28 protein-coding genes are annotated in these 26,245 nt (G+C 56.1%); 15 read left to right on the top strand and 13 right to left on the bottom strand.

Annotated elements, in window-relative coordinates; translation table 11 throughout:
* Window positions 1–48: 48 nt before the first annotated feature.
* The 3 genes from QLG09_RS10010 (at window position 49) to QLG09_RS10000 (ending at window position 2,493) form a co-directional block, all read left to right on the top strand.
* Window positions 49–1,161, top strand: coding sequence for an alkene reductase (locus tag QLG09_RS10010; RefSeq protein ID WP_063435304.1), 1,113 nt, complete (start codon window positions 49–51; stop codon window positions 1,159–1,161).
* Window positions 1,158–1,880: an SDR family oxidoreductase gene (locus QLG09_RS10005; RefSeq protein WP_193394804.1), complete on the top strand. Its 723-nt coding sequence runs from the start codon at window positions 1,158–1,160 to the stop codon at window positions 1,878–1,880. Before QLG09_RS10010 ends, QLG09_RS10005 begins: the two co-directional genes overlap by 4 nt.
* A gap of 73 nt (window positions 1,881–1,953) precedes the next feature.
* Window positions 1,954–2,493, top strand: a complete 540-nt coding sequence (locus QLG09_RS10000) for an ester cyclase (RefSeq protein WP_014169950.1) — start codon at window positions 1,954–1,956, stop codon at window positions 2,491–2,493.
* A 111-nt stretch (window positions 2,494–2,604) separates the two neighbouring features.
* Here QLG09_RS10000 and QLG09_RS09995 read toward each other — a convergent pair whose 3' ends face one another.
* Complete coding sequence (locus QLG09_RS09995; protein WP_020884226.1) at window positions 2,605–3,072, bottom strand: DUF1348 family protein; 468 nt, start codon at window positions 3,070–3,072, stop codon at window positions 2,605–2,607.
* Window positions 3,073–3,175: 103 nt separating this feature from the next.
* Here QLG09_RS09995 and QLG09_RS09990 point away from each other — a divergent pair, with 103 nt between their 5' ends.
* Window positions 3,176–3,760, top strand: coding sequence for a TetR/AcrR family transcriptional regulator (locus tag QLG09_RS09990; RefSeq protein ID WP_049022879.1), 585 nt, complete (start codon window positions 3,176–3,178; stop codon window positions 3,758–3,760).
* Between the two features lie 86 nt (window positions 3,761–3,846).
* On the opposite strand, the gene QLG09_RS09985 is transcribed toward QLG09_RS09990, so the two are convergent.
* Together QLG09_RS09985 and QLG09_RS09980 are read right to left on the bottom strand one after the other, a co-directional pair.
* Complete coding sequence (locus QLG09_RS09985; RefSeq protein WP_049022880.1) at window positions 3,847–4,617, bottom strand: hypothetical protein; 771 nt, start codon at window positions 4,615–4,617, stop codon at window positions 3,847–3,849.
* Between the two features lies 1 nt (window position 4,618).
* Complete coding sequence (locus QLG09_RS09980; protein ID WP_008502331.1) at window positions 4,619–4,816, bottom strand: hypothetical protein; 198 nt, start codon at window positions 4,814–4,816, stop codon at window positions 4,619–4,621.
* A gap of 263 nt (window positions 4,817–5,079) precedes the next feature.
* Here QLG09_RS09980 and QLG09_RS09975 point away from each other — a divergent pair, with 263 nt between their 5' ends.
* The 8 genes from QLG09_RS09975 to QLG09_RS09940 are packed head-to-tail and all read left to right on the top strand — an operon-like array spanning window position 5,080 to window position 10,954.
* Complete coding sequence (locus QLG09_RS09975) at window positions 5,080–5,514, top strand: nuclear transport factor 2 family protein (protein WP_014169955.1); 435 nt, start codon at window positions 5,080–5,082, stop codon at window positions 5,512–5,514.
* Window positions 5,511–6,230: an SDR family NAD(P)-dependent oxidoreductase gene (locus QLG09_RS09970; RefSeq protein ID WP_020884224.1), complete on the top strand. Its 720-nt coding sequence runs from the start codon at window positions 5,511–5,513 to the stop codon at window positions 6,228–6,230. The genes QLG09_RS09975 and QLG09_RS09970 overlap by 4 nt, the downstream gene beginning before the upstream one ends.
* A complete protein-coding gene (locus QLG09_RS09965; RefSeq protein WP_049022881.1) occupies window positions 6,227–7,486 on the top strand; it encodes an FAD-dependent oxidoreductase in 1,260 nt (419 codons plus the stop codon). The genes QLG09_RS09970 and QLG09_RS09965 overlap by 4 nt, the downstream gene beginning before the upstream one ends.
* A gap of 1 nt (window position 7,487) precedes the next feature.
* Window positions 7,488–8,210 carry a DUF1365 domain-containing protein gene (locus QLG09_RS09960; RefSeq protein WP_063435303.1) on the top strand — a complete coding sequence of 241 codons (723 nt, stop codon included), beginning with the start codon at window positions 7,488–7,490 and terminating at the stop codon, window positions 8,208–8,210.
* The gene (locus QLG09_RS09955; protein WP_047744609.1) at window positions 8,207–9,427 is read left to right on the top strand and encodes a cyclopropane-fatty-acyl-phospholipid synthase family protein; all 1,221 of its coding nucleotides are present in this window, start codon (window positions 8,207–8,209) and stop codon (window positions 9,425–9,427) included. The genes QLG09_RS09960 and QLG09_RS09955 overlap by 4 nt, the downstream gene beginning before the upstream one ends.
* Window positions 9,424–9,909 (top strand): DUF2878 domain-containing protein, encoded by a 486-nt coding sequence (locus QLG09_RS09950; protein ID WP_020884221.1) that lies wholly within the window; start codon window positions 9,424–9,426, stop codon window positions 9,907–9,909. The genes QLG09_RS09955 and QLG09_RS09950 overlap by 4 nt, the downstream gene beginning before the upstream one ends.
* A complete protein-coding gene (locus tag QLG09_RS09945) occupies window positions 9,906–10,427 on the top strand; it encodes a hypothetical protein (RefSeq protein WP_049023434.1) in 522 nt (173 codons plus the stop codon). Before QLG09_RS09950 ends, QLG09_RS09945 begins: the two co-directional genes overlap by 4 nt.
* On the top strand, window positions 10,427–10,954 hold the full coding sequence (locus QLG09_RS09940; protein ID WP_032681071.1) for a DUF3833 domain-containing protein: 528 nt from the start codon (window positions 10,427–10,429) through the stop codon (window positions 10,952–10,954). The genes QLG09_RS09945 and QLG09_RS09940 overlap by 1 nt, the downstream gene beginning before the upstream one ends.
* A 2-nt stretch (window positions 10,955–10,956) precedes the next feature.
* Here the strand turns inward: QLG09_RS09940 and QLG09_RS09935 are convergent, their stop codons facing one another.
* Together QLG09_RS09935 and QLG09_RS09930 are read right to left on the bottom strand one after the other, a co-directional pair.
* Window positions 10,957–11,427: a DMT family transporter gene (locus tag QLG09_RS09935; RefSeq protein ID WP_049023435.1), complete on the bottom strand. Its 471-nt coding sequence runs from the start codon at window positions 11,425–11,427 to the stop codon at window positions 10,957–10,959.
* 4 nt (window positions 11,428–11,431) lie between these two features.
* Window positions 11,432–11,866 (bottom strand): DMT family transporter, encoded by a 435-nt coding sequence (locus QLG09_RS09930; protein ID WP_025204258.1) that lies wholly within the window; start codon window positions 11,864–11,866, stop codon window positions 11,432–11,434.
* A gap of 99 nt (window positions 11,867–11,965) precedes the next feature.
* Here QLG09_RS09930 and QLG09_RS09925 point away from each other — a divergent pair, with 99 nt between their 5' ends.
* On the top strand, window positions 11,966–12,898 hold the full coding sequence (locus tag QLG09_RS09925; protein WP_025204257.1) for a LysR family transcriptional regulator: 933 nt from the start codon (window positions 11,966–11,968) through the stop codon (window positions 12,896–12,898).
* Between the two features lie 3 nt (window positions 12,899–12,901).
* On the opposite strand, the gene QLG09_RS09920 is transcribed toward QLG09_RS09925, so the two are convergent.
* Both QLG09_RS09920 and QLG09_RS09915 read right to left on the bottom strand, forming a co-directional pair.
* Window positions 12,902–13,930, bottom strand: a complete 1,029-nt coding sequence (locus QLG09_RS09920) for a methionine synthase (protein ID WP_025204256.1) — start codon at window positions 13,928–13,930, stop codon at window positions 12,902–12,904.
* Between the two features lie 26 nt (window positions 13,931–13,956).
* Window positions 13,957–14,931: a DUF1852 domain-containing protein gene (locus QLG09_RS09915; protein ID WP_014169967.1), complete on the bottom strand. Its 975-nt coding sequence runs from the start codon at window positions 14,929–14,931 to the stop codon at window positions 13,957–13,959.
* Between the two features lie 171 nt (window positions 14,932–15,102).
* Here QLG09_RS09915 and QLG09_RS09910 point away from each other — a divergent pair, with 171 nt between their 5' ends.
* The gene (locus QLG09_RS09910; protein ID WP_014169968.1) at window positions 15,103–15,642 is read left to right on the top strand and encodes a DUF2058 domain-containing protein; all 540 of its coding nucleotides are present in this window, start codon (window positions 15,103–15,105) and stop codon (window positions 15,640–15,642) included.
* A 7-nt stretch (window positions 15,643–15,649) separates the two neighbouring features.
* On the opposite strand, the gene QLG09_RS09905 is transcribed toward QLG09_RS09910, so the two are convergent.
* Both QLG09_RS09905 and azoR read right to left on the bottom strand, forming a co-directional pair.
* Window positions 15,650–16,333, bottom strand: a complete 684-nt coding sequence (locus QLG09_RS09905) for an RluA family pseudouridine synthase (protein ID WP_020884216.1) — start codon at window positions 16,331–16,333, stop codon at window positions 15,650–15,652.
* A gap of 96 nt (window positions 16,334–16,429) precedes the next feature.
* Window positions 16,430–17,035, bottom strand: coding sequence for an FMN-dependent NADH-azoreductase (gene azoR / locus QLG09_RS09900; protein WP_049023436.1), 606 nt, complete (start codon window positions 17,033–17,035; stop codon window positions 16,430–16,432).
* 205 nt (window positions 17,036–17,240) lie between these two features.
* Here azoR and hrpA point away from each other — a divergent pair, with 205 nt between their 5' ends.
* A complete protein-coding gene (hrpA, locus tag QLG09_RS09895) occupies window positions 17,241–21,143 on the top strand; it encodes an ATP-dependent RNA helicase HrpA (RefSeq protein WP_282488865.1) in 3,903 nt (1,300 codons plus the stop codon).
* A gap of 43 nt (window positions 21,144–21,186) precedes the next feature.
* Here hrpA and QLG09_RS09890 read toward each other — a convergent pair whose 3' ends face one another.
* From QLG09_RS09890 to QLG09_RS09875, 4 genes are all read right to left on the bottom strand, one after another.
* A complete protein-coding gene (locus tag QLG09_RS09890) occupies window positions 21,187–21,846 on the bottom strand; it encodes an O-methyltransferase (protein ID WP_047744616.1) in 660 nt (219 codons plus the stop codon).
* Between the two features lie 88 nt (window positions 21,847–21,934).
* Window positions 21,935–23,314, bottom strand: coding sequence for an efflux transporter outer membrane subunit (locus tag QLG09_RS09885; RefSeq protein WP_138013814.1), 1,380 nt, complete (start codon window positions 23,312–23,314; stop codon window positions 21,935–21,937).
* On the bottom strand, window positions 23,311–24,393 hold the full coding sequence (locus QLG09_RS09880) for an HlyD family secretion protein (protein WP_014169974.1): 1,083 nt from the start codon (window positions 24,391–24,393) through the stop codon (window positions 23,311–23,313). The genes QLG09_RS09885 and QLG09_RS09880 overlap by 4 nt, the downstream gene beginning before the upstream one ends.
* A gap of 31 nt (window positions 24,394–24,424) precedes the next feature.
* A complete protein-coding gene (locus tag QLG09_RS09875; RefSeq protein WP_282488864.1) occupies window positions 24,425–26,077 on the bottom strand; it encodes an MFS transporter in 1,653 nt (550 codons plus the stop codon).
* Window positions 26,078–26,245: the final 168 nt, after the last annotated feature.

Genomic DNA, 26,245 nt, shown 5'->3' with positions numbered 1-26,245 from the left:
AGATGCCGCCTGTAAAGTGATTTCATCGTAACCACAAGGGACGTCCAGATGAACCAGACCTCACTTTTTGAACGCTACAGGTTAGGGGATCTCAACCTGAAAAATCGCATCGTCATGGCACCCATGACCCGTGCCCGCGCTCTTCAGCCGGGAAATATTCCCTCGACGCTGATGGCTGAATATTACCGACAGCGGGCCAGCGCGGGCTTAATCATCACCGAAGCCACGCAGATCTCGCCTCAGGGCCAGGGCTATTCATGGACTCCGGGGATCCATACGCCAGAGCAGGTTGCGGGGTGGCAACTCACTACCGGCGCGGTCCATCAGGCGGGAGGGGTGATTTTTTCCCAACTCTGGCACGTGGGGCGGATGTCTCATGCCCGTTTTCACGAAGACGGACTGCCCGTCGCGCCCTCCGCGCTGGCACCCGATGCGAAAGTATGGGTGGTGAATGAACATGGCGAAGGTCAAATGGTTGACTGCCCGACGCCACGCGTGCTGTCGCGAAAAGAGATCGCGCGCGTGGTCGAACAGTACCGACAGGCGGCGCTCAATGCCGTTCAGGCCGGGTTTGATGGCGTGGAGGTGCACGGCGGAAACGGCTATCTGATTGATCAGTTCCTGAGATCCACGTCAAACATCCGCACGGATGAGTATGGCGGCAGTCTCGTGAACCGGATCCGCTTCGCGCAGGAGGTGCTCGATGCCATTGCGCAGGCCATTGGCGCTGAGCGCACCGGTATCCGGCTTTCGCCGTTTATTACACAGCGGGGAATGAACGATCCGCAGGTCATCGAAGCCATTCTCGCCCTCGCGGCCTGGTGCCAGCAACGAGGCATTGCGTTTATTCACCTGGCGGAAGCCGACTGGGATGATGCGCCACAGGTTCCGGAAAGTTTCCGCAAAAAACTGCGCGAAACATTCCGTGGCACCCTGATCGTGGCAGGAAATTATACCCCCGAAAAGGCGGAAAAAATCCTCGCAGCAGGGTATGCCGATTTGATTGCGTTTGGACGCCCGTTTATTGCCAACCCCGATTTACCACAGCGGCTGGCGCATCACTGGCCGCTGAATGACGTCAGCGATCCCGCCACGCTCTTTGGTGGTACAGCGGTGGGGTATACCGATTACCCCACTTACAACCTGTGTGAGGAAAAATGATGACCCGTAAAACGTTAATTATTGGCGGCGCGTCCGGTATTGGTTTTGCTGTAGCCCGTGCCCTGGCAGCACGCGGCGACGACATTATTCTCGCGGGACGCAATAAAGAGAAACTGAGCGCTGCCCGCGCGCGGCTCAGTTCATCTCCCGCCTCTGTTGAGACCCTCGTCCTCGATATTAGCAATGAAGCAGAGGTGATCGCGTTAAGCGAAACGCTGGGTCAGGTCGACAATATTATTGTCACGGCCGGCTCTCAGGCACCGGGAGGGGCGCTTTCCAGCCTCGACCCTGGCGCGGCGAAACTGGCTTTTGATACCAAATTTTGGGGCAGCATGCATGTCGCCAGGTATCTGAGCGGGAATATTTCGCCCCGCGGTACGCTGACGCTGACCAGCGGATTTGTTGCACGCCGCGTGGTAGTCGGTGCCATAGTCAAAACCACCATGAACGCCGCCATCGAGGCGGCAACAAAAGTGCTGGCAAAAGAACTTTCACCGCGTCGCGTAAACGTCATCAGCCCGGGTCTGACCGATACCGAAGCCCACGCCGGGATGGATGCGGCTGCGCGGGAAAAAATGCTGACTGTTGCAGCACAGACGTTGCCCGCTAAAGCGTGGGGACGAGCGGAAGACGTTGCTCAGGGCTATCTCTTTGCCATCGATAATGCCTTTGTTACGGGCTCGGTGATTGATATTGAGGGCGGGGCATTAATTAACTGACCCCGTGTTGATCCGAATTGATTCCGGCAGTGAACATGCTGGCGGAAAACGTAATCACAGGTTGTAAGCGTTTATGCAATATTCAACATATGCACGTCCAGCTGTGCTGGCGTTAATTCTGGCTGGCGTATCCGGCGTGGCTTATTCGGCCCAGAGCGACCGGGTGAAACCGAATCTTCTTATCGTGGATAACACGCTGTCGCAAACGCAATTAACGGCGAGCGAACATGCGGCCGTTACGTATGCCACGTTCTGGGATACCGGCAAAGAGTCTCTGGCGCGGGAAGCGCTGGCGGTTAATTTTGTGGATAAAACCCCACCGGAAGGCCGTAAACAGGGGCCAGAGGGCGCCATTATGGCCTCGAGGGCATTTCGCACCGCGGTGCCGGATTTACGCTGCGAGGTGGAACAAATGATCGTTACGGGGAATCGTGTCGTGTCCCATTTGCATTTCCACGGTCATTTCAGCGGGACATTTGGCAAAATAAAAGGGCAGGGTCAGAACGTGGATTTTATCGCGACGGATATCTATGAGATCGGCAACGGTAAAATAGTGTCCAACTGGCATATTGAAGATAACCTGACGCTGATGAAACAGTTGGGTGTGATTTAAATAATAGTCTGCCTCTTTTTCGTGGTGTAAAAGATAAGCCCGCCCGGGTAACCGAAAGGTTACCCGGAGCGTATAACCCCCCGTAATGGCGAAGCATGATCCTGATGAAACCTACAGCCCCAGGTCGCTCAGTGAAGGGTGGTCATCAGGACGTCTGCCCAGCGGCCAGTGAAACAGGCGCTCAGACGCTTTTATCGGCATATCGTTGATGCAGGCGAAGCGGCGCTTCATCAGACCATCCGGCTCGAATTCCCAGTTTTCATTACCGTAAGAGCGATACCAGTTGCCAGAATCATCATGCCATTCATAGGCATAGCGCACGGCGATACGGTTTTCCGTAAATGCCCACAGCTCTTTGATCAGACGATAATCCAGCTCTTTTTTCCATTTGCGCTCCAGGAATGCCTGTGCTTCCTGACGGTTAGTGGCATACTCCGCGCGGTTTCGCCACTGGGTATCCAGCGAATAGGCAAGTGCGATTTTGGCCGGGTCGCGACTGTTCCAGCCATCTTCTGCCAGTCTGACTTTTTCGATGGCACTTTCACGCGTAAAAGGCGGTAAAGGGGGGCGTGTGTTCATTTCGGCTACCTCTGGTTGGTATTAGGTAGACAGGTCTGTCTACTGGTGTTAATCTAGGCCTGAAAAATAACGCTGTCAACCTGTCAATTGAGGCCGTCGATCTGTGAATACAGTCAACTTGAATAACGATAAAACAATCAGTGTGAGGGAAAAAATCTTGCTTACCGCGCACGATCTGTTTTATTCCAGCGGATTTAAAGCAACGGGCGTGGATACCATTATCAAGCAGGCTAAAGTCACTAAAGTGACGTTTTATCGCCATTTTCCTGGGAAAAGTTTACTGATTGTTGCCTATCTCCACTATCGACACGAAATATGGATTGACTGGTTTGAAAGCACGCTGCTTCGACATCTTGCTGCGGGCAAAACCCCGGCCAGTGCATTATCTGACACGCTGTATGAATGGTTTATTTCGCCGTTATTCCATGGGTGCGCCTTTATTAATGCCAGCGCAGAAGCAAAATCTGAAGAAAATGAAGGCGAAATAAAAGATATTTGCCGCAATCATAAAACCGAAACAAAGGCAAAAATAGCGTCCCTGACCGGCATAACCGATGAGAAAACCGTTAATGAAATCATGATGCTGATCGACGGCGCGATTATTCATGCGCAAATGGGGATCGCAGCGGATGAGGTCATAAGCTCATTGAAAAAGGGAGTAGAACGGCTGACAGAACACGCCGCCTGACCCGGGGCACGATCGGCCGTCGACGAAATACGCTTAGCATGGAAGGGCTGGCGCTGAGCCTGGCAGTGAATGCCAGGCTCCTGCCTTTAGTCATCATCTTCTGCCCGTTCCGCCAGCGCCAGCGAGCTGGCACTGGCCGGATCAAACAGGGAAATACTCTCAATCTGATTCAGCATGATCACCTTTCTGAAGTCCATTGCGCTTCCGGGTTCTGAATCCAGAGTAATGTCGTGGCGGGCATACCATTTGCTGTAATTATTTTCGATGCAAATCCGCATTGTCTTTTCATCGCGATAGCCGCTTAGCATGGGGATCAGCACGATATTGGCGGTTTTTTCATACTCGAGCGTTGCGGTGTGGATCATGCCGACATAAATCCGTCTCGAGCGCAGCGTCACCTGCGCCAGCTCCCCTTGCTCCATACACTGATACAGCAGTTGTTCGATACCGCTCGACTGCGCGAGACGTTTGTAGAGCTTCTTCCTGCCTACACCGTCCAGCCTGGCGCTGCCTGCCCAGTTAGAACGATAAAGACAAAACAGGATGGCGAAGGCCAGCATGACGACGACCGGTGCCTGAATACCTAAAAAGCTCCAGTTCATAAAATCTATTTGCCAGTCGGCATAGGTCTGCGCCGTGAAGTGGAAGGTGTTGTCGGCGGCAGAAAGTGCATAGAGCAACAGCCAGAGCAGCCCCGTGGCGATCACCCCTTGCAGGACGAAGATACAGCCATACAGGGCAACGAGAAAATAGACATCCCAGCCGAAAGATCGCTTGATTTTAAAACGGGTCGACAGGTCACGGCTGGTGTACCAGTACCCACAGACCATCAGCACCATAAAGATAGCCGTTCCCATATCAGGCCCTCTTCAGCGCGTTAACATGACGCAGGAAATCCTGTCGTACCTCGTTGCTCTTGTAGTTCACCGAGGCGTTTCCGTCCTGGTCGATGATGATGCGATCGCCATCCTCCACGGCTTCGATAATTTCCTGCTGGCTCATCACCTGGAGCAATGATTCCGGACTGGAGAAAAGTGACAGAAAGAAACGTTTCATCGCGGGGTTTCCTCATCCTTATGATTAAAAAGGATAAGTCTGGAAGAAGAAGGGGAAATTCGCCTTAAGGTAAAACTGAAAAGCAAAACGGGAAACAGGTGCGTCAGAAAATGCTCTGAAAAAAGCATCGGCAACACAGGTGTAACTTTTTGAAAAATAATATAAATAAAAAATAGTTTTACACAAACTTGGACAAATAACGTTAATTGTGTAAGTTTTAATTATGCGATTACGCCACGTTGTTTACCGCCAGGATGTGACCCATGAGCACTTTGCCCTCTGTCGTGAGTCGGTTTGTTGAGTACTACACCGCACTGGATAGCCAGCCGCCCTCAGCGCTGGTTGGGCTTTATCATTCGGATGCCACGCTTATCGATCCGTTCGGCGAGCATGACGGGATTTTCGCGCTCCAGCGCTATTTCACCCATTTGCTGGCCAATGTAGAAAATTGCCGTTTTACCATTGATCCTCCGCTGTTCGGTGACCGCCGTTTCGTTGTCACGTGGATTATGCACTGGTCGCATCCGCGCATTGCCGGAGGCGAGCCGCTCGACCTGCCGGGATGTTCGGTGGTGGAGACCGAACATGGGTTGATTACTCGCCAGCGTGACTATTACGACGCCGGAGAGATGATCTACGAACACCTTCCGCTGCTCGGTTGGGCAGTGCGCGGCGTGAAGCGGAGGGTGAACGCATGAGCACTGTTCTGATTACCGGAGCAAGTTCGGGCATCGGCGCCGGGCTGGCGAAATCCTTCGCTGCTGACGGCCACACGGTTATCGCCTGCGGGCGCGATCCGGCGCGTCTGGACGCCCTGCATCAGCACAGCCCCACTATCACGGTTCGCCTGTTCGATATGACAGACAGGGACGCCTGTCGCCAGGCGCTGACGGGCTGCTATGCCGACCTGGTTATTCTCTGCGCCGGTACCTGCGAATACCTTGAGCAGGGCGTGGTGGATGCAGCGCTGGTAGAGCGGGTGATGACAACCAATTTCCTCGGGCCAGTGAACTGTCTGGCCGCGTTACAGCCGCAGCTGGTTTCAGGCAACCGCGTGGTGCTGGTCAGCTCCATGGCGCACTGGCTGACGTTCCCGCGCGCAGAGGCTTACGGCGCGTCCAAAGCGGCGCTGAGCTGGTTTGCCGACAGTCTGCGGCTCGACTGGGAGCCGAAAGGGGTCGCCGTGACGGTGGTATTCCCGGGCTTCGTTGATACGCCGCTGACGCGAAAAAATGACTTTGCCATGCCGGGCAGGGTGAGCGTTGAGGAGGCCGTGCAGGCCATTCGGGCCGGGCTGGCGAAAGGGAAAATGCATATTGCGTTTCCGGTGGGGTTTGGCCTTATCTTGCGGTTGCTCTCAGGGCTTCCCGCATTTCTTCAGCGCACACTGCTGCGCAGGATGGTGCGTTCATGAAGATTGCCATTATCGGCAGCGGCATCGCCGGGTTGACCTGTGCCTGGCGTCTTGCCGGTCATCATGAGGTGACGCTGTTCGAAGCGGGGGCCACTCCCGGCGGGCATACCGCGACGGTTGACGTGCCGACGCCACAGGGTACTTTCGCCATCGATACCGGTTTTATCGTCTACAACGACCGTACCTACCCGCGATTTATGGGCCTGCTGAGCGAGCTGGGTATCAGTGGGCAAAAGACGCAGATGAGCTTTTCGGTGCATAACCCGCAAACCGGGCTGGAATACAACGGACACACCCTGACCTCGTTATTTGCCCAGCGACGAAACCTGGTGAACCCATCGTTCTGGCGGCTGCTCGGGGAGATTGTCCGCTTTAATCGCCTGGCGAAACAGGCGCTGGAGAGCGAGCCAGATCCGCACGCGACGCTGCAGACGTTTCTGGACAGGCACCGCTTTACGCCGTTTTTCGCACGTCACTACATTCTGCCGATGGGGGCGGCCATCTGGTCATCGTCGTTGCAGGAGATGAAACGTTTTCCGTTGCCGCTCTTTTTGCGTTTCTTTGACAATCACGGCCTGCTGGATGTGACGCATCGTCCGCAGTGGTACGTCGTGCCCGGAGGTTCGCGGGAATACATCCGCGCCATGCTGGATAAACTCGGTGACCGCCTGACGCTGCACCTCAACGCCCCGGTGCAGCGGGTGATTCGTCAGCAGAATGGGGTAACGATCCAGCTCGACAACGCGAGCCACAGCGTTGATCAGGTGATTTTTGCCTGTCACTCAGGGCAGGCGCTGGCGATGCTTGACGCGCCGAGCGCGGCTGAGCAGGACGTGCTGGGCGATATCGGCTGGCAGCGTAATGAGGTGGTGCTTCACAGCGATCCGCGCTGGCTACCGGTACGTCAGCGTGCCTGGGCGAGCTGGAACTACCGTCTGAGCCAGCAGGATCAGGCCAGCGCCTGCGTCACCTACAACATGAATATTTTGCAGGGGTTGCCTGCGGGTAGCCCGCTGTTCTGCGTCACCCTTAATCCGGACATCCCCGTGGATGAACGCTTCGTTCTGAAACGCTTTGTCTATGAACACCCGCTGTTTAACCCCAAAAGCTGGCGTGCACAGGCGCGTCGCGGTGAGATTAACGGCCACCAGCGTAGCTGGTTCTGCGGTGCTTACTGGTACAACGGCTTTCATGAAGATGGCGTGCGCAGTGCGCTGGACGTGGTGAATGCGATAGCCGCCGGGGAGGGGAACTGAAATGAACAGCTGCCTCTATCACGGTGTCTTACGCCATCGTCGCTTCCGGCCGAAAGCGCACCAGTTCCGCTACAGCGTCTTTATGGCCTGGCTCGATCTCGATGAGCTGGAGGCGTTGCCCTCGGTCGGGGTCCGGCGCAATCGCGTTGCCGCCGCCTCGTTCCATGATGCGGATTATCCGCTGGGCACGCCGCTTAAAGAGAACGTCCTCACCAGGCTTGAAAGCCTGACCGGAGAACGGCCGCAGGGGCGGGTTATGCTCCTGACGCAGCTGCGCTACTTCGGATTCCATTTTAATCCGGTCAACTTTTACTACTGCTATGACCGGGCGGAGACGCTGCGCTGGGTGCTGGCGGAAGTTCGCAATACCCCGTGGAATGAGCGTCATTACTACGCGGTGAATGGGCAGGATGCGCGTCCCACAGAAAAAGCGTTTCATGTTTCCCCTTTTAACCCGATGGACATGGTTTACCACTGGCGCTTTAACCCGCCTGACGACTCGTTGCATATGCACATTGAAAACCATCAGGAAGAGAAGGTGTTTGACGCCACGCTGGCGCTACGCCGGGAGCCGCTTACCCGGGCGGCACTGCGGTCGCTGCTGCTGCGCATTCCACTGATGACCCTCAAAACCGTTTTCGCTATTTACTGGCAGGCGCTGCGGCTGTGGCTCAAGCGCGTGCCGCTGTATAACCATCCCGTCAGCAGGAGTGAACGCTCATGACCGATCCCGTCTTTGCGCTTGAACCCGATATCCCGCGCAACGTCCGCATCGCGCGCTGGCTGCTGTTTCGTCTGTTAAGCGGTATCCGCGGCGGCTCGCTGACCCTGCGTGAGGGTGCGCAGACGTTCCATTTCGGCGAGACATCCGCTGCGCTGCATGCGGACGTTCAGATCCTGAGCCCGGGCGTGTACTGGCGTGTCTTAACGGGGGGCAGCCTCGCCGCCGCTGAGGCCTGGATGGATGGCGAATGGGAAACCACACAGCTCACACCATTGCTTGAGATCCTGGCGCTTAACGGGCAGGTGCTTGGCCGGCTGGAAAAGGGATTTCGTCTTTTCAGCAGGCCACTTGAACGGCTTCGTCACTGGACGCGGCGAAACTCACGCGCCCAGGCCCGCGAAAATATTGCCGCGCATTACGATCTGGGTAACACCTTCTATGCCCATTTTCTGGACAACGAGTTGCTTTACTCCAGTGCGCTGTTCACCGCAGATGAGCAGGATCTCACGGCGGCTCAACAGGCCAAAATGGCTCGCCTGTGCGATCAACTGGCGCTGAACGCCAATGATCACCTGCTGGAAATTGGCACCGGCTGGGGAGCGATGGCGGAATATGCCGCCCGTCATTATGGCTGTCGGGTGACCACCACGACGCTGTCGCAGGAGCAGTATCTCTGGGCGAAAGAACGGATTGTCCGCGCCGGGTTGCAGGATCGCGTTGAGGTACTGCTGTGCGATTACCGCGACCTCACCGGAGAGTACGACAAGCTGGTCTCGATAGAGATGATTGAGGCCGTGGGGCAGCGCTATCTGCCAACCTTCTTCCGCACCTGTCAGGCCAGGCTGCGACCGGGAGGTCGTATGGCAATACAGGCCATCACCATTCAGGACCAGCGCTATCGCGACTACAGCAAAAGCGTCGATTTTATCCAGCGCTACATTTTTCCCGGCGGTTTTTTACCAAGCATCACCGCCATGAATGAGCTTATGACGCGCCACACCGATTTCGTGATGCGCAATCTCTTTGATATGGGGCCCGACTATGCCCGCACGCTGGCTCTCTGGCGCCAGCGCTTCGTGCATGCATGGCAGGAGATTGAAAAGCTCGGGTTCGATGAGCGGTTTCGTCGGATGTGGCTGTACTACCTCGGCTACTGCGAAGCCGGGTTTAACGCCCGCACCATCAGCGTGGTGCAACTGACCGCCGAGCGCGTATGAAACATTATTTGCAGGTCTTTCTGCTGGCTATCGCGTTCGATTTTTATTGGGCGCTGGTGGTGCTCTTTCGCGAGCAGGGCCTGATTATCTGGATCGTGCTGGCGGTTGTGGCCTGCCTGCTGTTGCCGTCCGCGTACCGACTTTACGCCATTGCGCTGGCCGCGGCAGGGAGCCTGCTGGATGCGCTCTGGGCGTTGACGGGCCTGCTTGCGTTTACGGGTGAGTCACTGATGCCGCTGTGGATGGTGGCACTGTGGCTGATGTTCGCCACCGTCTGGACTCAGCTGACGCGCACAACAACATTACCCGGCTGGCTGCTGACCCTGCTGGCAACCGTGGGCGGGCCTGTCGCCTATCTGATTGGCGAACGGCTTGGCGCCATTACTTTTCTGGAGCCAACCTTTATTGTCATCAGCTGGATGGCACCGGGCTGGCTGGTATTGATGCTGTTTTTCCATCTGCTGGTGGGGAGACAAAAATGAGAGCTGCGGCACTGCTTCTCTGCTTGATAATCCTGTCCCCCGTGGCTCAGGCTGCCGACTGGCTGATCTGGCGCAAGGTCGGTGACGCCACGCTGACCTGGGGGCCGTTCACCGTCTATACCTCACAGCTTCGCACGCCGGAGGGGCGTTACAGCGGGGAGAACGGGGATCGGGCGCTGATCATCACTTACGCGCGTGAAATCGACCGTGACGACCTGGTTGAGGCAACGCGCGATCAGTGGCAGGCGCAGGGGATCCTCGAGCAGGAGCCCCAAAGCGAAGCCTGGCTGCGTATGCTCCAGTCGCTCTGGCCCGATGTTGGGCCGGGCAGCCAGCTGGCGTTTGTGGTCACCGACAGGCAGGGGCAGTTCTGGTACCGCGCTTCGGCGGCGCAGAAAGACTTTATTCCACTGGGACCACGTCAGTCCGCCGCGTTCAGCACGCGCTTTCTGGCAATCTGGCTCAGTCCCCGCACGCAATATCCCGCGCTGCGTCAGCAGCTGACAGGAGGGCAATAATGAAACGTATTCTGGTCATCGCGCTGGCGGTAACGATGCTGCTGGCCGGCTGCAGTACAGAGGTGACGGAATACCGTCAGCAGCAGCCGAAGCTGGATATCTTCCGCTATTTTCAGGGGAAAACCGAAGCGTGGGGCATGGTGCAGGATCGCAGCGGTAAACAGTTGCGCCGGTTTCACGTTGAGATTGCCGGGGACGTTATCGGCGATACGCTGACGCTCAATGAACATTTCGTCTATGACGACGGCGAAAAGCAGCAGCGGGTATGGCATATCCGACGGATGGGGGGCGATCGCTACGAAGGCACGGCAGGGGATATCGAAGGGGTGGCGACCGGGCAGGCGGCGGGAAACGCCTTCAACTGGCATTACAGCATGCAGGTGAAAGCCAATGGCAGCACCTGGCTGCTGCACTTTGACGACTGGATGTACCTGCAGGATGAAACCCATCTGTTCAATAAAACAGAGCTGAAGAAACTGGGCGTCACCGTCGCCACGGTGACGCTGTTCTTTACCCGCAAGGCGTGACGTTACTCGCTCCCGGGCACCGGTTCGGTGGGGGTTTTGCTGCTGAGGTAGATGAAGATCAGCGCAATGGCCAGGCAGACGATGGCCCCGAGACGGCTCAGCGAAAACGGAATGACGGCGTTACCCAGCCAGCCAAAGCTGTCAATCAACATACTCATGGTGAGCTGGCCGAAGATCACCGCGACCGTGGCGACGGCGGTACCGATACGTTGTACCGCCAGTACCATTATCACAATGTAGGGCACGCCGAACAGGGCACCGAGCAGCTGCCATTTGGGCACGTCCATCAGGGTAACGGCCTGTTTGGGTTCAAAGAAGAAGATCAGCAGGGCGGTGACCAGCGCACCAACGGAAAACGTCAGAAACGCGCTTTTAAAGACGCCCACGCTGCTTCCCAGCTGTCCGTTGATGGCGGCCTGGATGCTCAGCGTCGCGCCGCCACACACTGCCAACATAATCATAATCAGTGTCATTTTGTTACCCCTGTGCAACCAGAACCAGCGCGGCAATGATGAAAAGCAGCGCGATGATGCGTTTACCGTTAATCTTTCTGGGCGTGGTGCCCAGCAACCCATAGTGGTCAATGATAAGACTCTTAAAGACCTGACCTGCCAGAATGCCAATCATCGTCAGGGCAATGCCGATGGCCGGCGTGGCGAGGGTCAAAATGACGACGTAAACGGGCCCGAGTACGCCGCCGAGCAGTTGCCATGCGGGCTGTGCGAAAAACGACGGGCTGTTACGCGGGCTGAAAAACAGCATCAGCAGAAACGTCAGCGCGGCACCTGTACCGAAAATACTGAACGTGGCCCATAAATCGCCGACTTCCCCACCCAGTGGCCCCAGTAAGCCAGCCTCTACGGAGAGGCCCATGCCGCCGAGAATAACCAGTAAAATTAACATCCATTGCATATTCATTATCTCTACGTTCTGAAGGCGAAACAGACTAGCCCTGAACATCGATGAGAAAAATGCCATAATGCAGGAAACACCTTTGCAGGAAATGCACTAATGGTTGATGCCGGAAATATGAACATCCGCTCGCTGCGGGTTTTTATTGCGGTTTACGAAGCGCAAAACTTTTCTGTGGTCGCCCGGCGGGAGGGGATGTCTGCCTCGCAGGTTTCACGCGTTATCCATCAGCTTGAGGACGCGCTCGGCCAGCAACTTTTCTATCGTAATACCCGGGCGGTGATCCCAACGGAAAGCGGCCACCTTTTTATCCGCTACGCCAGAGCGATGGTGGAAAGCCTGGAGGAGGCGCGTCGGGAGCTGGATGAGCGTTCGACGGAGCCTTCCGGCACGCTGCGCATTAATGGCCCGGTGTACTTTGGGCAGCGGCACGTTGCCCCTGGCCTGCCTGCACTGGCGGCGCGGTATCCCCGGCTGAATATAGAGCTGACGCTGACCGATGACTTTATCGACCCGCACAAAGATGCCGCCGACGTTATCTTTCGCATCGGCATGCTGACGGATTCAACCTTTCACGCGCGGGTTTTTGGCCAGCAGCGTTACCATCTGGCCGCGTCGCCAGACTATTTGCGAAAACACGGTGTGCCAGACGGGCCGGATGACCTCAGTCGTCACCGGTGCCTGGTCTACCGCGGGTCGTCAGGTCCCAATCGCTGGCTGGTGCGAGGTCAGGGGGACGCCTGGGTGCATTACCCCGTGGTGCCGCTGATGACCTCCAATAATGCGGAGTCGCTGCTCATTGCCGCGCTGGGCGGGATGGGGATCGTGCTGTTTCCGGACTGGCTGATTGGCGACAGACTGCAGAAGGGGGAACTGGTCGCACTCCTCGCGGAACGGGAGTGCGCCATAAATACCGAGCCGCTGAACATTGCGGCGATTTATCCTCACGCCCGTCATCCGCCCCTGAACGTCAGGGCGGTGATTGATCATTACGTGGCGCTTTTCGGCACCCCGCCTTACTGGCAGACGTAGCGATTACGCGCCGAGCTCTTTACGGATAATGTCGGCGCCGGCGCTCAGGGCGTTGAGTTTTCCGTTGGCTACCTGACGTGAGAGCGGGGCCATCCCGCAGTTTGTTGATGGCCACAGCTTGTCGGCATCGACAAACTGCAGCGCTTTACGCAGCGTATCGGCCACTTCCTCTGGTGTCTCAATGGTATTGGTCGCCACGTCAATGGCACCCACCATCACCTTTTTGCCGCGGATCAGTTCCAGCAGGTCCATCGGTACGCGGGAGTTGTGGCACTCCAGCGAGATGATGTCGATATTGGACGTCTGCAGTTTAGGGAAGGCTTCTTCATACTGCCGCCATTCTGAACCGAGCGTTTTTTTCCAGTCAGTATTGGCTTTGATGCCATACCCGTAGCAGATATGGACCGCGGTCTGGCAGCGCAAACCTTCGATGGCACGTTCCAGCGCGGCAATACCCCAGTCGTTCACCTCATCAAAAAACACGTTAAAGGCCGGTTCATCAAACTGGATGATATCAACGCCTGCCGCTTCTAACTCTCTCGCTTCCTGATTGAGAATTTTGGCAAATTCCCAGGCCAGCTTTTCGCGGCTTTTATAGTGAGCGTCATAGAGGGTGTCGATCATGGTCATCGGGCCGGGCAGAGCCCACTTGATCGGTTTATCCGTGAGCTGGCGTAAATACTTTGCATCATCAACGAACACCGGTTTTTGACGCGCGACGGCATCCACCACGGTCGGCACGCTCGCGTCATAGCGGTTACGAATTCGCACGGTCTGGCGGTTCTCAAAATCAACGCCGCTGAGGTGTTCAATAAAGGTGGTGACGAAGTGCTGACGAGTCTGTTCCCCGTCGCTGACAATATCAATGCCCGCACGGATCTGCTCATCCAGAGATAAACGCAGCGCATCCTGTTTACCGGCAAGTAATTCCTGATCCTGCAATTTCCATGGCGACCAGAGCGTTTCGGGTTGCGCAAGCCAGGTTGGCTTAGGCAAACTGCCAGCCGTTGAAGTCGGGAGCAATGTTTTCATAGTAGAAGACCTTTATTATCGATTAATTAAAGCGTGTTGTGACCTGACCACTGCTCAAGAAGAGGTTTATAGGGCTTGATGAAATACGCTTCCGTAAATTTGCCCTGTTCAATTGCCAGCCGGCTGCGTTCTTCACGGTCATAAACAATTTTTGTTAATGAATGATCCTCATGATTCAGATCGGGCTGGTAGCATTCTCCGGCGGTCGAGTTCGCATTGTAAATTTCAGGGCGATAAATTTTCTGAAAAGTCTCCATGGTGCTGATGGTGCTAATCAACTCCAGGTTGGTGTAATCCCGTAATAAATCGCCGGTGAAATAAAACGCAAACGGCGCTGCGCTATTCTCAGGCATAAAGTAACGAACCTGCAGACCCATTTTCCCGAAGTACTGCTCGGTTAAGGATGTACCGTCCGGACGATACTCGATGCCCAGCACCGGGTGCTGGTTGCCCGTGCGGCGGTAGGTGTCTTTGCTGGAGACGCTCAGGCAGATCACCGGTGCCTTTTTGAAGTTCTCTTTGTATTCAGGTGAGTTAACGAAATGCCGGAAAATAGTGCCGTGCAGCTCACCAAAATTATCCGGGATCGCGAAGCGGGACTGATTTTTATTGTGCTCCGGCAGCAAGACGCTGAAATCATAATCGCGGACATAGGACGAGAAATTATTTCCAACGATACCGTCGATGCGCTCATGGGTCTTTTTATCAACGATCGTTGTTTGCAATATTTCGATGGCCGGGAAGGGCTTCTCAGCGCCGATATGTAAATCCACAGAAATAATGTCCAGTTCGAGCGCATAGCGATCGGCTTTTGGGTTATCCCAGCGCGCTAACGCGTTAAAACGGTTATTCATCATCACCAGCGTATTACGCAGGTTTTGCTGGCGTTTTTCGCCACGGGCCAGGTTGGCGAAGTTGGTGGTGGTACGCGTATTTTCTGAAGGGTTATAATTTTCATCAAAGCAACTACGCTTAAGGCTAAATGTAAAAGCATTACTCATCGTCGTTATACATCCTAAGTTCTTGTTGCTAAGAAGTTACCAATGCATAATTTATGCCTGAGCCCGTGACGGAGGGGAAGTGACTTAATTTCACTGCAACATGAGCTATCTTCATGAACAGCGCCTTTCCAGGTATAATCCCCAAAATTTCAATACGGTTTAGAAACGATCATGACAAAACTCACCCTACAAGAGCAGATGCTGAAAGCAGGCTTAGTCAGCAGTAAAAAGATGGCTAAAGTTCAGCGCACGGCCAAGAAATCGCGCGTTCAGGCCCGTGAAGCAAGGGAAGCAGTAGAAGAGAATAAAAAAGCGCAGCTCGAGCGTGACAAGCAGTTGAGCGAGCAGCAGAAGCAGGCGACGCTGGCGAAAGAGTTTAAAGCGCAGGTCAAGCAGCTGATCGAAATGAACCGCATCACCGTGACCAGAGGCACCATCGCCTTTAACTTTACCGACGGCAATCTCATCAAAAAAATCGAGGTCGACAAGCAGACGCAGGCCCAGCTGATCAATGGCCGCCTGGCGATTGCGCGTCTGGTGATTAATGCCAATGGCGACTGCGACTATGCGATTATCCCGGCAGTGGTGGCCGATAAAATCGCCCAGCGCGATGCCGAGAGTATCGTGTTAAACAGCGCCCTGAGTCAGGAAGAGCAGGATGAAGACGATCCGTACGCAGATTTCAAAATTCCTGACGATTTGATGTGGTAAGCAGCGCTCAAAACGGTGCGGCGTGACGGGCGTTAATTGCCTCTGCGCTCACCGGATGCACAAAATCCAGCTCGCTGGCGTGCAGCATCAGCCGTGGTATCTGTTCGGTACCCGGCAGTGCAAGACCACCATACAGATCGCAGCCTAAAATAGGGTAGCCCAACTGCTGGCAGTGAATACGCAGCTGGTGGGTTCGCCCGGTCTCCGGGGTCAGTCTGACCCGCGTTAACGGCAGTGCCGCATCATAAAACCGGTCCATCACCTGATAGCGTGAGCGTGCGGGCTTGCCGGTAATCGCACAAATCGACATCAGCGGGAACAGCGCCGGATCTTTAGCAATCGGGGCATCAATCACGCCCTCGTCGTTTTCCACATGCCCGCAAAGCAGGGCGCTGTATACCTTTCGCACGGCGCGCTGGCTGAACTGGTGACAGAGAGCGGCGTTAATCGCTTTATTGCGTGCAATGACCATCAGCCCGGATGTACCGAAATCCAGACGATGCACCAGCGTGCAGCCGGGAAACGTCTGTACCAGTCGATAATGCACTGAATCGCGGTTTTGCGGATTTTTGCCTGAAAGGCTGAGCAGACCGGAAGGCTTATTAATCAGGACCAGATGTTCGTCCTGCCAGAGGATCTCGATCTCGTCGTGACACGGTGGGGCAATAAAAGAATCTATAATCGCAGACATCAGACGGCCCGACAGAAGAGTGGGTGCGGATGATAGCGAATTTTTAGCGGCGGGGACAGAAAGAAACCCTCCCACCAGGCGGTGAGAGGGGGATGATTAAGCGGCTACGAGGCTGTCGATAGCGGCTTTCGCGTCGGTCTGCGCTTTGGTCGTAACTTCCGGGCCGTAGGCAATACCTTCAGCAAACACGAAATTCACGTCGGTGATACCGATGAAGCCCAGGAACAGAGTCAGGTACGGTGCAACCAGGTCAGTTGGGGTGTCTTTGTGAATACCACCACGGCTGGTCAGTACAATCGCACGCTTACCTTTCACCAGACCTTCAGGACCGTTTTCAGTGTAACGGAAGGTTACGCCGGCACGGGCAACCAGGTCGAAGTAGTTCTTCAGCTGAGTAGGGATGTTGAAGTTGTACATTGGCGCGTTGATCACGATAACGTCGTGCGCCTGCAGTTCAGCAATCAGCTCGTCAGAGAGGGCCAGGGCTTCCTGCTGACGTGGCGTCAGGGGAGCGTCGCCTGGACGCAGCGCGCCAACCAGTTCGCCATCCAGCACAGGAATCGGGTTTGCAGCCAGGTCACGCACGGTGATTTCATCAGCAGAATGCTGTTCACGCCACTGTTCAACGAAGTAGTCAGAGAGCTGACCAGACTGTGAGTACCCTGCCAGAATACTGGATTTCAATACTAATACTTTGCTCATGGGTGATTCCTGTTTTTGCATTTGATTGAAGGGGGTTGCCCCGTTGCTTGTTGACACTCTATTCACAATCCTGTCGCAGGGATAGCGCAATATATCGAAGTCTATGTTCGAATTTTTTGAATAAGGCACTCAAAGCGCCAATGTGATACTCTATAGCAATCATTAAAAAGAGATTTTACCCGGCAGTGCACTGCCCGTTAACGCTATGACAGAACAACAAAAATTAACCTTCCCGATGCTCCTGCAACAGCTTGATTCACTGATGCTGCGTGATAAACAGCGGTTTGCCCGCCGTCTGCACGGGGTGAAGAAGGTTAAAAATCCTGATGCACAACAGGCCATTTATCAGGAGATGGCGAAAGAGATTGAACAGGCGGCAGGGAAAGTCGTGCTGCGCGAAGCCGCACGTCCGGAGATTACCTACCCGGAAAACCTGCCGGTCAGTCAGAAAAAACAGGACATTCTTGACGCCGTGCGCGACCACCAGGTGGTGATTGTCGCAGGGGAAACCGGTTCAGGGAAAACCACTCAGCTGCCGAAAATTTGTATGGAGCTGGGGCGTGGGGTGAAAGGGCTGATTGGTCACACCCAGCCGCGTCGTCTGGCGGCGCGCACCGTGGCGAACCGTATTGCCGAAGAGCTGCAAACGCAGCCCGGCGGCTGCATTGGGTATAAGGTGCGATTCAGCGACCACGTTAGCGATAACACTATGGTCAAGCTGATGACTGACGGTATTCTGCTGGCGGAAATCCAGCAGGATCGTCTGCTGATGCAGTACGACACGATCATTATCGATGAAGCGCACGAACGCAGCCTGAATATCGACTTCCTGCTCGGGTATCTGAAAGAACTGTTACCGCGTCGCCCGGACCTGAAAATTATCATCACCTCCGCCACCATCGATCCGGAGCGTTTCTCAAAGCATTTCAACAATGCGCCGATTATCGAGGTCTCTGGCCGAACGTATCCGGTGGAGGTGCGCTATCGCCCGATAGTGGAAGACGCGGACGATACCGAGCGCGACCAGCTGCAGGCCATCTTTGATGCCGTCGACGAGCTGGGAAATGAAAGCGCGGGCGACATTCTGATTTTCCTGAGCGGCGAACGGGAAATTCGCGATACCGCTGACGCCCTCAGCAAGCGCGATCTTCGCCATACCGAAATTCTGCCGCTGTATGCGCGCCTGTCAAACAGCGAGCAAAACCGCGTGTTCCAGCCGCACAACGGACGTCGTATTGTGCTGGCCACCAACGTGGCGGAAACCTCGCTTACCGTGCCGGGCATCAAATATGTGATTGACCCGGGTACGGCGCGTATCAGCCGCTACAGCTACCGCACCAAAGTGCAGCGCCTGCCAATTGAGCCGGTTTCTCAGGCTTCCGCTAATCAGCGTAAAGGCCGCTGCGGCCGTGTGTCGGAAGGGATCTGTATTCGCCTCTATTCCGAGGACGATTTCCTGTCGCGACCGGAGTTTACTGACCCGGAAATTCTGCGCACCAACCTGGCGTCGGTCATCCTGCAGATGACTGCGCTAGGGCTTGGCGACATCGCCGCGTTCCCGTTTGTCGAAGCGCCGGACAAGCGCAACATTCAGGATGGCGTGCGCCTGCTGGAAGAGCTGGGTGCCATCACCACCGACGAGCAGGCTAGCGCCTACAAACTGACGCCGCTGGGTCGTCAGCTCAGCCAGTTGCCGGTTGACCCGCGTCTGGCGCGCATGGTGCTGGAAGCACAGAAACACGGCTGTGTGCGTGAAGCAATGATCATTACCTCCGCGCTCTCGATTCAGGATCCGCGCGAGCGTCCGATGGACAAGCAGCAGGCGTCTGATGAAAAACACCGTCGGTTCCACGATAAAGAGTCCGACTTCCTCGCCTTTGTGAACCTGTGGAACTACCTCGGCGAGCAGCAGAAAGCGCTGTCGTCGAACCAGTTCCGCCGCCAGTGCCGCGTCGATTTCCTCAATTATCTGCGCGTGCGCGAGTGGCAGGATATCTACACGCAGCTGCGTCAGGTGGTGAAAGAGCTGGGCATTCCGGTTAACAGTGAACCGGCGGAGTACCGCGAAATTCACATTGCGTTGCTGACCGGTCTGCTCTCCCATATCGGGATGAAGGATACCGACAAGCAGGAGTATACCGGGGCGCGTAACGCCCGTTTCTCCATCTTCCCGGGGTCCGGTTTATTCAAGAAACCGCCTAAATGGACCATGGTGGCCGAACTGGTGGAAACCAGCCGCCTGTGGGGCCGCATTGCGGCGCGCATTGATCCCGAATGGGTTGAACCTGTTGCCCAGCACCTGCTGAAGCGCTCATACAGTGAACCGCACTGGGAGCGCGCGCAGGGCGCGGTGATGGCGACCGAAAAAGTGACCGTTTACGGTCTGCCGGTGGTTGGCGCGCGCAAGGTTAACTACAGCCAGATAGACCCCGCGTTGTGTCGCGAGTTGTTTATTCGTCACGCGCTGGTGGAGGGCGACTGGCAGACGCGTCATGCGTTCTTCCGTGAAAACCTCAAACTGCGTGCCGAAGTGGAAGAGCTTGAGCATAAATCCCGTCGCCGCGACATTCTGGTCGACGACGAAGCGCTGTTTGAGTTTTACGACCAGCGTATCAGCCACGATGTGATTTCTGCCCGCCACTTCGACAGCTGGTGGAAGAAGGCCAGCAAAGAGACCCCGGACCTGCTCAACTTTGAAAAGAGCATGTTGATCAAAGAGGGGGCGGAGTCGGTCAGCAAACTCGATTACCCGAACTTCTGGCATCAGGGCTCTCTCAAGCTGCGTCTGACCTATCAGTTTGAGCCGGGCGCGGATGCGGATGGCGTCACCGTACACATTCCGCTGCCGTTGTTAAACCAGGTCGAAGAGAGCGGATTCGAGTGGCAAATTCCGGGGCTGCGTCGCGAGCTGGTGATTGCGCTGATCAAATCGCTGCCAAAACCGGTGCGTCGTAACTTTGTGCCTGCGCCAAACTATGCCGACGCGTTTTTAGGCCGCGTAACGCCGCTGGAGTTGCCGCTGCTGGATTCGCTGGAGCGTGAGCTCAGGCGCATGACGGGCGTAACCGTCGACCGCGACGACTGGCACTGGGACCAGGTGCCCGATCACCTGAAAATCAGCTTCCGCGTGGTGGACGACAAAAACAAAAAGCTGCAGGAAGGCCGATCGCTGACCGAACTGAAAGAGGCGCTGAAAGGTAAAGTCCAGGAGACGCTTTCTGCGGTGGCTGATGATGGTATCGAGCAGAGCGGATTGCACATCTGGAGCTTTGGAGAGCTTCCGGAAAGCTATGAGCAAAAACGCGGCAACTACAGGGTGAAGGCCTGGCCTGCACTGGTGGATGAGCGTGACAGCGTGGCCATCAAACTCTTTGATAATCCACAGGAACAACAGCAGATGATGTGGCGTGGTCTGCGTCGTTTGCTGCTGCTTAATATTCCGTCACCGATTAAATATCTGCACGAGAAGTTACCGAACAAAGCCAAGCTTGGCCTCTACTTTAACCCGTACGGTAAAGTGCTGGATCTGATTGACGACTGCATCTCCTGTGGTGTGGACAAGCTTATCCACGAGGCGGGCGGTCCTGTCTGGTCAGAAGCGGAGTTTGCGGTACTGCATGAGAAAGTCAGGGCAGAACTGAACGACACCGTGGTCGACATTGCGAAACAGGTCGAGCAGATCCTCACCACCGTGTTCAATATCAACAAACGCCTGAAAGGGCGCGTGGATATGACCATGGCGCTGGGGCTGTCGGACGTGAAAGCGCAGATGGCCGGGTTAGTGTACCGTGGATTCGTTACCGGCAACGGCTTCAAACGCCTTGGCGATACGTTGCGTTATCTGCAGGCGATCGAAAAACGTCTGGAGAAAATGGCTATCGATCCGCATCGTGACCGCGCGCAGATGCTGAAAGTGGAAAGCGTGCAGAAGGCATGGCAGCAGTGGCTCAACAAATTGCCGCCGGCGCGCCGTGACGATGAAGACGTGCAGGCGATCCGCTGGATGATCGAAGAGCTGCGCGTCAGCTTCTTTGCCCAGCAGCTCGGAACGCCGTATCCCATTTCGGATAAACGTATTTTGCAGGCAATGGAGCAGATTTCGGCGTAACGTCGGGTGTTCGCCCTCTCTCTGTGAGAGAGGGCATCTGCGTTTAGCGATTCACCACGGCCAGGGTAAAGCCATCCCATCCTTTACTGCCCACCGTTTGTAGCGCGGTCGCCGTCAGGCGCGGGTTATCCCCGATCATCTCAATAAATCGTCTGACGCCCTGTACGCGGGCATCGTCACTTTGCGCGTTAATCACTTCGCCGTCACGAACCACATTATCCCCGACGATCAGCGTTCCCGGGCGTGAGTAGTACAGTGCCCACTCCAGATACCCCGGATTGTTTGGCTTATCGGCATCGATAAAGATCAGGTCGAACGGTGGAACATCACCGACGTGTTCAAGAGAGTGCAGCGCAGGGCCTTCAATGAGCTCAATCCGATCGCTGAGCCCCGCCAGCTGGATATTCTGACGTGCAACGCGGGCATGGATGGGGTCCGCTTCGAGGGTGATCAACTTCCCGTCAGGTGGCAGCGCACGTGCCATCCAGATAGTGCTGTAGGCGCCCAGCGTGCCGATTTCAAGGATCCGCCGTGCCTGCGTCATGCGGACAAAAAGCGCCAGCAACTGCCCTTGATTTGGCGCGACATCGTGTTCGGGTAAACCGGCACGCTGGTTGTTTTCCAGCACCCGCTGGAGGATATCATCCTCGGGAATGAGTGAAGAGATCATGTAATTATCAACTGCAGACCACTGTTGTTGCATAGATTGACTCCTGAGTGGCAAACACCGGGTTGCGCTGCGATCCGGTTTTCGCCCCCTCCATGCCGGAGAGGGCCTGTGGGGTATCAGGTCAGGCGTTGCTCCAGCCTCCGCCCAGTGCTCTGTACAAATCAACCTGCGCCAGCAGCAGGTTATTTTTGACCTGCACGACGCTGGTTTGTACCGAGAACAGCGTGCGCTGGGCATCCAGCACATCCAGGTACGAAGAATAGCCGTTGCGATAGCGGTTTTGCGCTATGCGCAGCGTCTCTTGCGCCACATCTTGTTGGGCAAGCAGCTCCGTCAGTTGTTCCTGATAGCGCGTGATGGCATCAAGACTGTTATTGACCTCGGCAAAGGCGTTACGGACGGTTTTTTCATAACTGTAAAGCGCCTGGTTGCGCTGGGACTGCGAAATATCCACCTGTGCGTTCAGCGCCTGGCGGTTGAGCAGCGGAGCAAGAATGCTGCCGCCGACGCTCCAGAGCTGCAGCGGGTTGTCGAGTAAGCCGGAAAGCGTGCGATCCTGTATCGATCCGGTTGCGGTCAGGTTGATCGACGGCAGCAGGCTGGCGCGTGAGGCAGCCAGCGAGGCATCAGCCGCAACCAGTTGCTTTTCAGCCTGCACAATATCCGGACGGCGATTAAGCAGCGAGGAGGGCAGTTGCGAGGGCAATGTTAGGGGCGTCAGGGCAGCAAAGCTTTCACTGCGCGCGACCTCGCCCGGGTTGCTCCCCAGCAGCAGGCTCAGGGCGTTCTCCTGCTGTGCAATCTGATGCTGCAGCAGGGGAACCTGCGCCCGCGTGGAGCGCAGTTCGGAGTCGGACTGCATCAGCTCCAGGCGTGAACTGTAGCCCGTTTCAAACTGGCGTTTAGCGAGAGTGAATGCCTCTTCCCGGGACTTCAGCGTGGAGCGGGTAACGCGAAGCTGTTCATCGAGGGACAGCAGAGTGATATAGCCGGAGGCGACCGAGGACGCCACGGTAAGATCTGCTGCCGCCGCCGCGGCTTTCTGCGCGTCCAGCGAGGCTTCAGCCGCATTCGCGGTGCTGCGGTTTACGCCCCAGATATCGACATCATAGCTGGCGGTGAGGCTGCCTTTATACAGGCTGCTGTAGATCGGCAGACCGGTGGCAGCAGATTGTGTCCGGGCGCGGGTGCCCGTGACGCCAGCATCCAGCGACGGAAACAGGCTGCCGTCGGCCGCGTAGACCCGCGCCTGATACTCGTTAATCCGTTCGCGGGCAATCAGCACGTCGCTGTTGTTCTTAAGCGCCAGGTCCACATAGCGGTTCAGATTATTGTCGTGGAAATTACGCCACCAGAGCTGTTCTGCAGGGCTTGCCGGGCCTGCTGTTGCTCGCCATTGTGTGGGGATGTGCAGCGACGGCTGCGCCGGTTTCACGTCGACCGACTGGCAACCGGCCAGCACGGTCATGATCATCAGAACGGCTATCGGGCGAAGGGTCATTGCTTCGCCTCCCGCGTATCAATGGTCACCTGCACCGACATGCCCGGACGCAGAAGCTGATAGGCTTCCTGGTCACCCAATACTTCAATTCGCACCGGAATACGCTGGGCAATTTTGACAAAGTTACCCGTGGCGTTATCCGGCGTGATGGCGCTGAACTCAACGCCGGTTGCCGGAGAGATGCTCTCCACGCGGCCCTGATAGGCCTTATCATTTAATGCATCGACGGTGAATTTCACCGGCTGACCCACCCGAAGCTCCGCCAGCTGCGTCTCTTTAATATTGGCGATCACCCAGTGCTGAGGCGGCACGAGGGTGGTGAGGTGGGTTCCGGCGGTAACGTAAGCGCCCAGACGAACGGCGATCTGACCAAGCTGGCCGTCGCGAGGCGCCACAATGCGCGTGTTTTGCAGGTCAATTTGCGCCAGCTCCAGCGCCGCTTTGGCGTTTTCCACATCCGCCTCAAGCGCGCCGCGATTGACGATCACCGTTTGCAGATCCTGGCGCGACATTTCCAGCGTGGCTTTCGCCTGATCAATGTCGGCGCTGCCCTGGGCTGCGCTTGCCAGCGCGGCGTCGCGCTCACGGATAGACAGTGAACCATCCGCCGTCAGGTCCTTTACGCGTTTCAAATCCGCCTGGGATTTCAGACTCTGGGCGCGGGCATTTTTCAGAGCCGCTTCGTTTTTGGCGATCACCGCTTCGGCGCTTTTGCGCTGTTGCAGATTGTTGTTCAGGGCGGCAATCTTCATCGCCAGCTGTGCCTCAGCCTGATGCACCCGCTGGCGGTAGATACGGTCATCAATCTGCAGCAGCAGCTCGCCCTTTTTGACCCGGTCGAAATCCTGCACCTTCACCTCAGTGATATAGCCGTTAACCTGCGGGCTGATAAAGGTCGTCTGTCCGCGCACGTAGGCATTATCAGTAAACTGCGAGTGGCGGGTAAACGGGGGTAGCTGCCAGGCGTAGAGGATCACCAGTACGCCGACAATACCGATTGCCGCCGCGGTGAAAACCGAAACGATACGGACATTTTTACGGGTGTTGGCCTGCTCTTTAGCGGCATCCTGCTGACTCATAACATCTCCAGAGAAATCATCTTCATATTCATTACTTGTTGCCTGTTGCCTTCTTCAGGGCCATACGGGCAGTCAGGCGCAGGCGCAGCAAGCGCCATAAAATCCAGACCAGGGTGGCGGCGGCAATGCTCGCCGTCAGTAAATAAGTATCGTTATAAGCCAGAATATTTGCCTCAAGCGATGAAACCGTTTGCAGCTGGGTGATGGCCTGGGTGCCCAGCAGCGAGCTGTCGCCAATCAGGCTCTGGTACAGGCCGGTGTAAGCCTGAATACGGTCATTCACCAGCGGGTTCAGGGTTGTGAGCTGATCGGCCAGCATGCTGGAGTGGTATTTCTCGCGCCAGGTCTGGAAGGTCCCCAGGATGGCAGAGCCGAGCAGGCCGCCGAGGTTCTGGCTCATGCCAAACATCACCGAGAAGCTCACCAGGTTACGTGGATCGGCGATTACCCCGCCAATGGCGGCCAGCATGGCGGGCGCGAGGAAGAAGGCGCTGCCGAAGCCCAGCAGGAACTGGCTGAGCATCAGCTGGTCCGGGCGGGTCAGGTTGTTCGACTGGCTATCCAGCAGGGAGGCAACAATCATAAGCGCCAGCGAGGTAATGATCGGCCACGCCAGTTTTGTGGGCTTGATGGTCAAACAGCTGGTCACAATCCCGCAGACAATACCGGCAAAAATAGACCACGCCAGGTGGGTCATCTGCTCATTCTGCAAGCCGACATACTGCAGCCAGCCGATAACGCCGGTGTTTTGCTCCGCCAGCACGATGCGGATCAGCAGCATAATGAGCCCGAGACGCACGATGCTGCCGCTCGACAACCAGCGGGTATTCAGCAACGGGTTAGAACGGTTATGTTCAAACACGATCGCAGACACGATTAATACCAGCGCTAATGCCAGCGACCAGCCGATCCACGGCGCTTCAAACCACCAGTAAAGACGGCCTAAGGAGAGTACCGCGCAGAGCAACGCCATCCCCGGGGCCAGTAAAAAGAAGGTGATGAAGTCTTTTTTCTCGAAGACCTTGCGCCGGTCGCCAGGAGGCAATTTCAACGCTATCACGCAGGCCAGTGAAATGAGCGCCAGCCCGAGCTCAAAGAAGTAAAGCCCGCGCCACTCGTCAAGCTGCAGCAGCTCGGTCGAAAAGAGGCGGGCGAGGGGGATGGCGAGCGATGACCCGGTAATCCCGATGGTCAGTGCCTTCAGACGGTGTTTCGCGGGCCAGGCCTGTATCTGGTAGTAAATACCGAGGGAGCTGAGCGCGGCGGCCACCATCCCGTGTGCGGCACGCACCATCAGCGCGGAGCTGAGATCGTTTACAAACAGGTGGAAAAAGGTGACCAGCACATACAGCACCAGAAAACCTTCCGTGAAGGCGCGCAAACCATACTGCTGGCGGAATTTCACCAGCAGCAGGTTGATGGAGATGTTGGTCATCACATACACCGCCGGGAGCCAGGCGATTTCTGTCGACCAGGCCCCGAAGGTCCCCTGCAGATTTTGCAGATTGGCGGTGACCACCGCATTACCCAGCGCCCCCGTCAGGCACACCAGCAGACCGACAACCCCGTAGGCAATCCGTTTTGGCGTGCTGTGTTCTGGCGTGGAGGGCGAACCCAACAGGGCGGGTTTCTCATGAGGCTGCCACTCGCGAGGAGCATAAGGGTCGCGTTCGGGCAGGCGCATAACGTCTTTTACCTTAGAAAAAATTGAATAATGAGTGGGCTAACGATTCTACGTTTGCCGCAAATGATAATTCAAGTGAATATGATTTTCGCAGGTTAATCAAATGTTGAAGAACAGGTTAAGGAAAAAGAGCGGCCCGGAAGGCCGTTGTTTTGTCGATCTGAAGTC

The organism is Enterobacter sp. V89_11, from assembly GCF_029967775.1.
Classification (GTDB): Bacteria; Pseudomonadota; Gammaproteobacteria; order Enterobacterales; family Enterobacteriaceae; genus Enterobacter; species Enterobacter ludwigii.
This window is presented reverse-complemented; position numbering and strand designations above follow the sequence as displayed.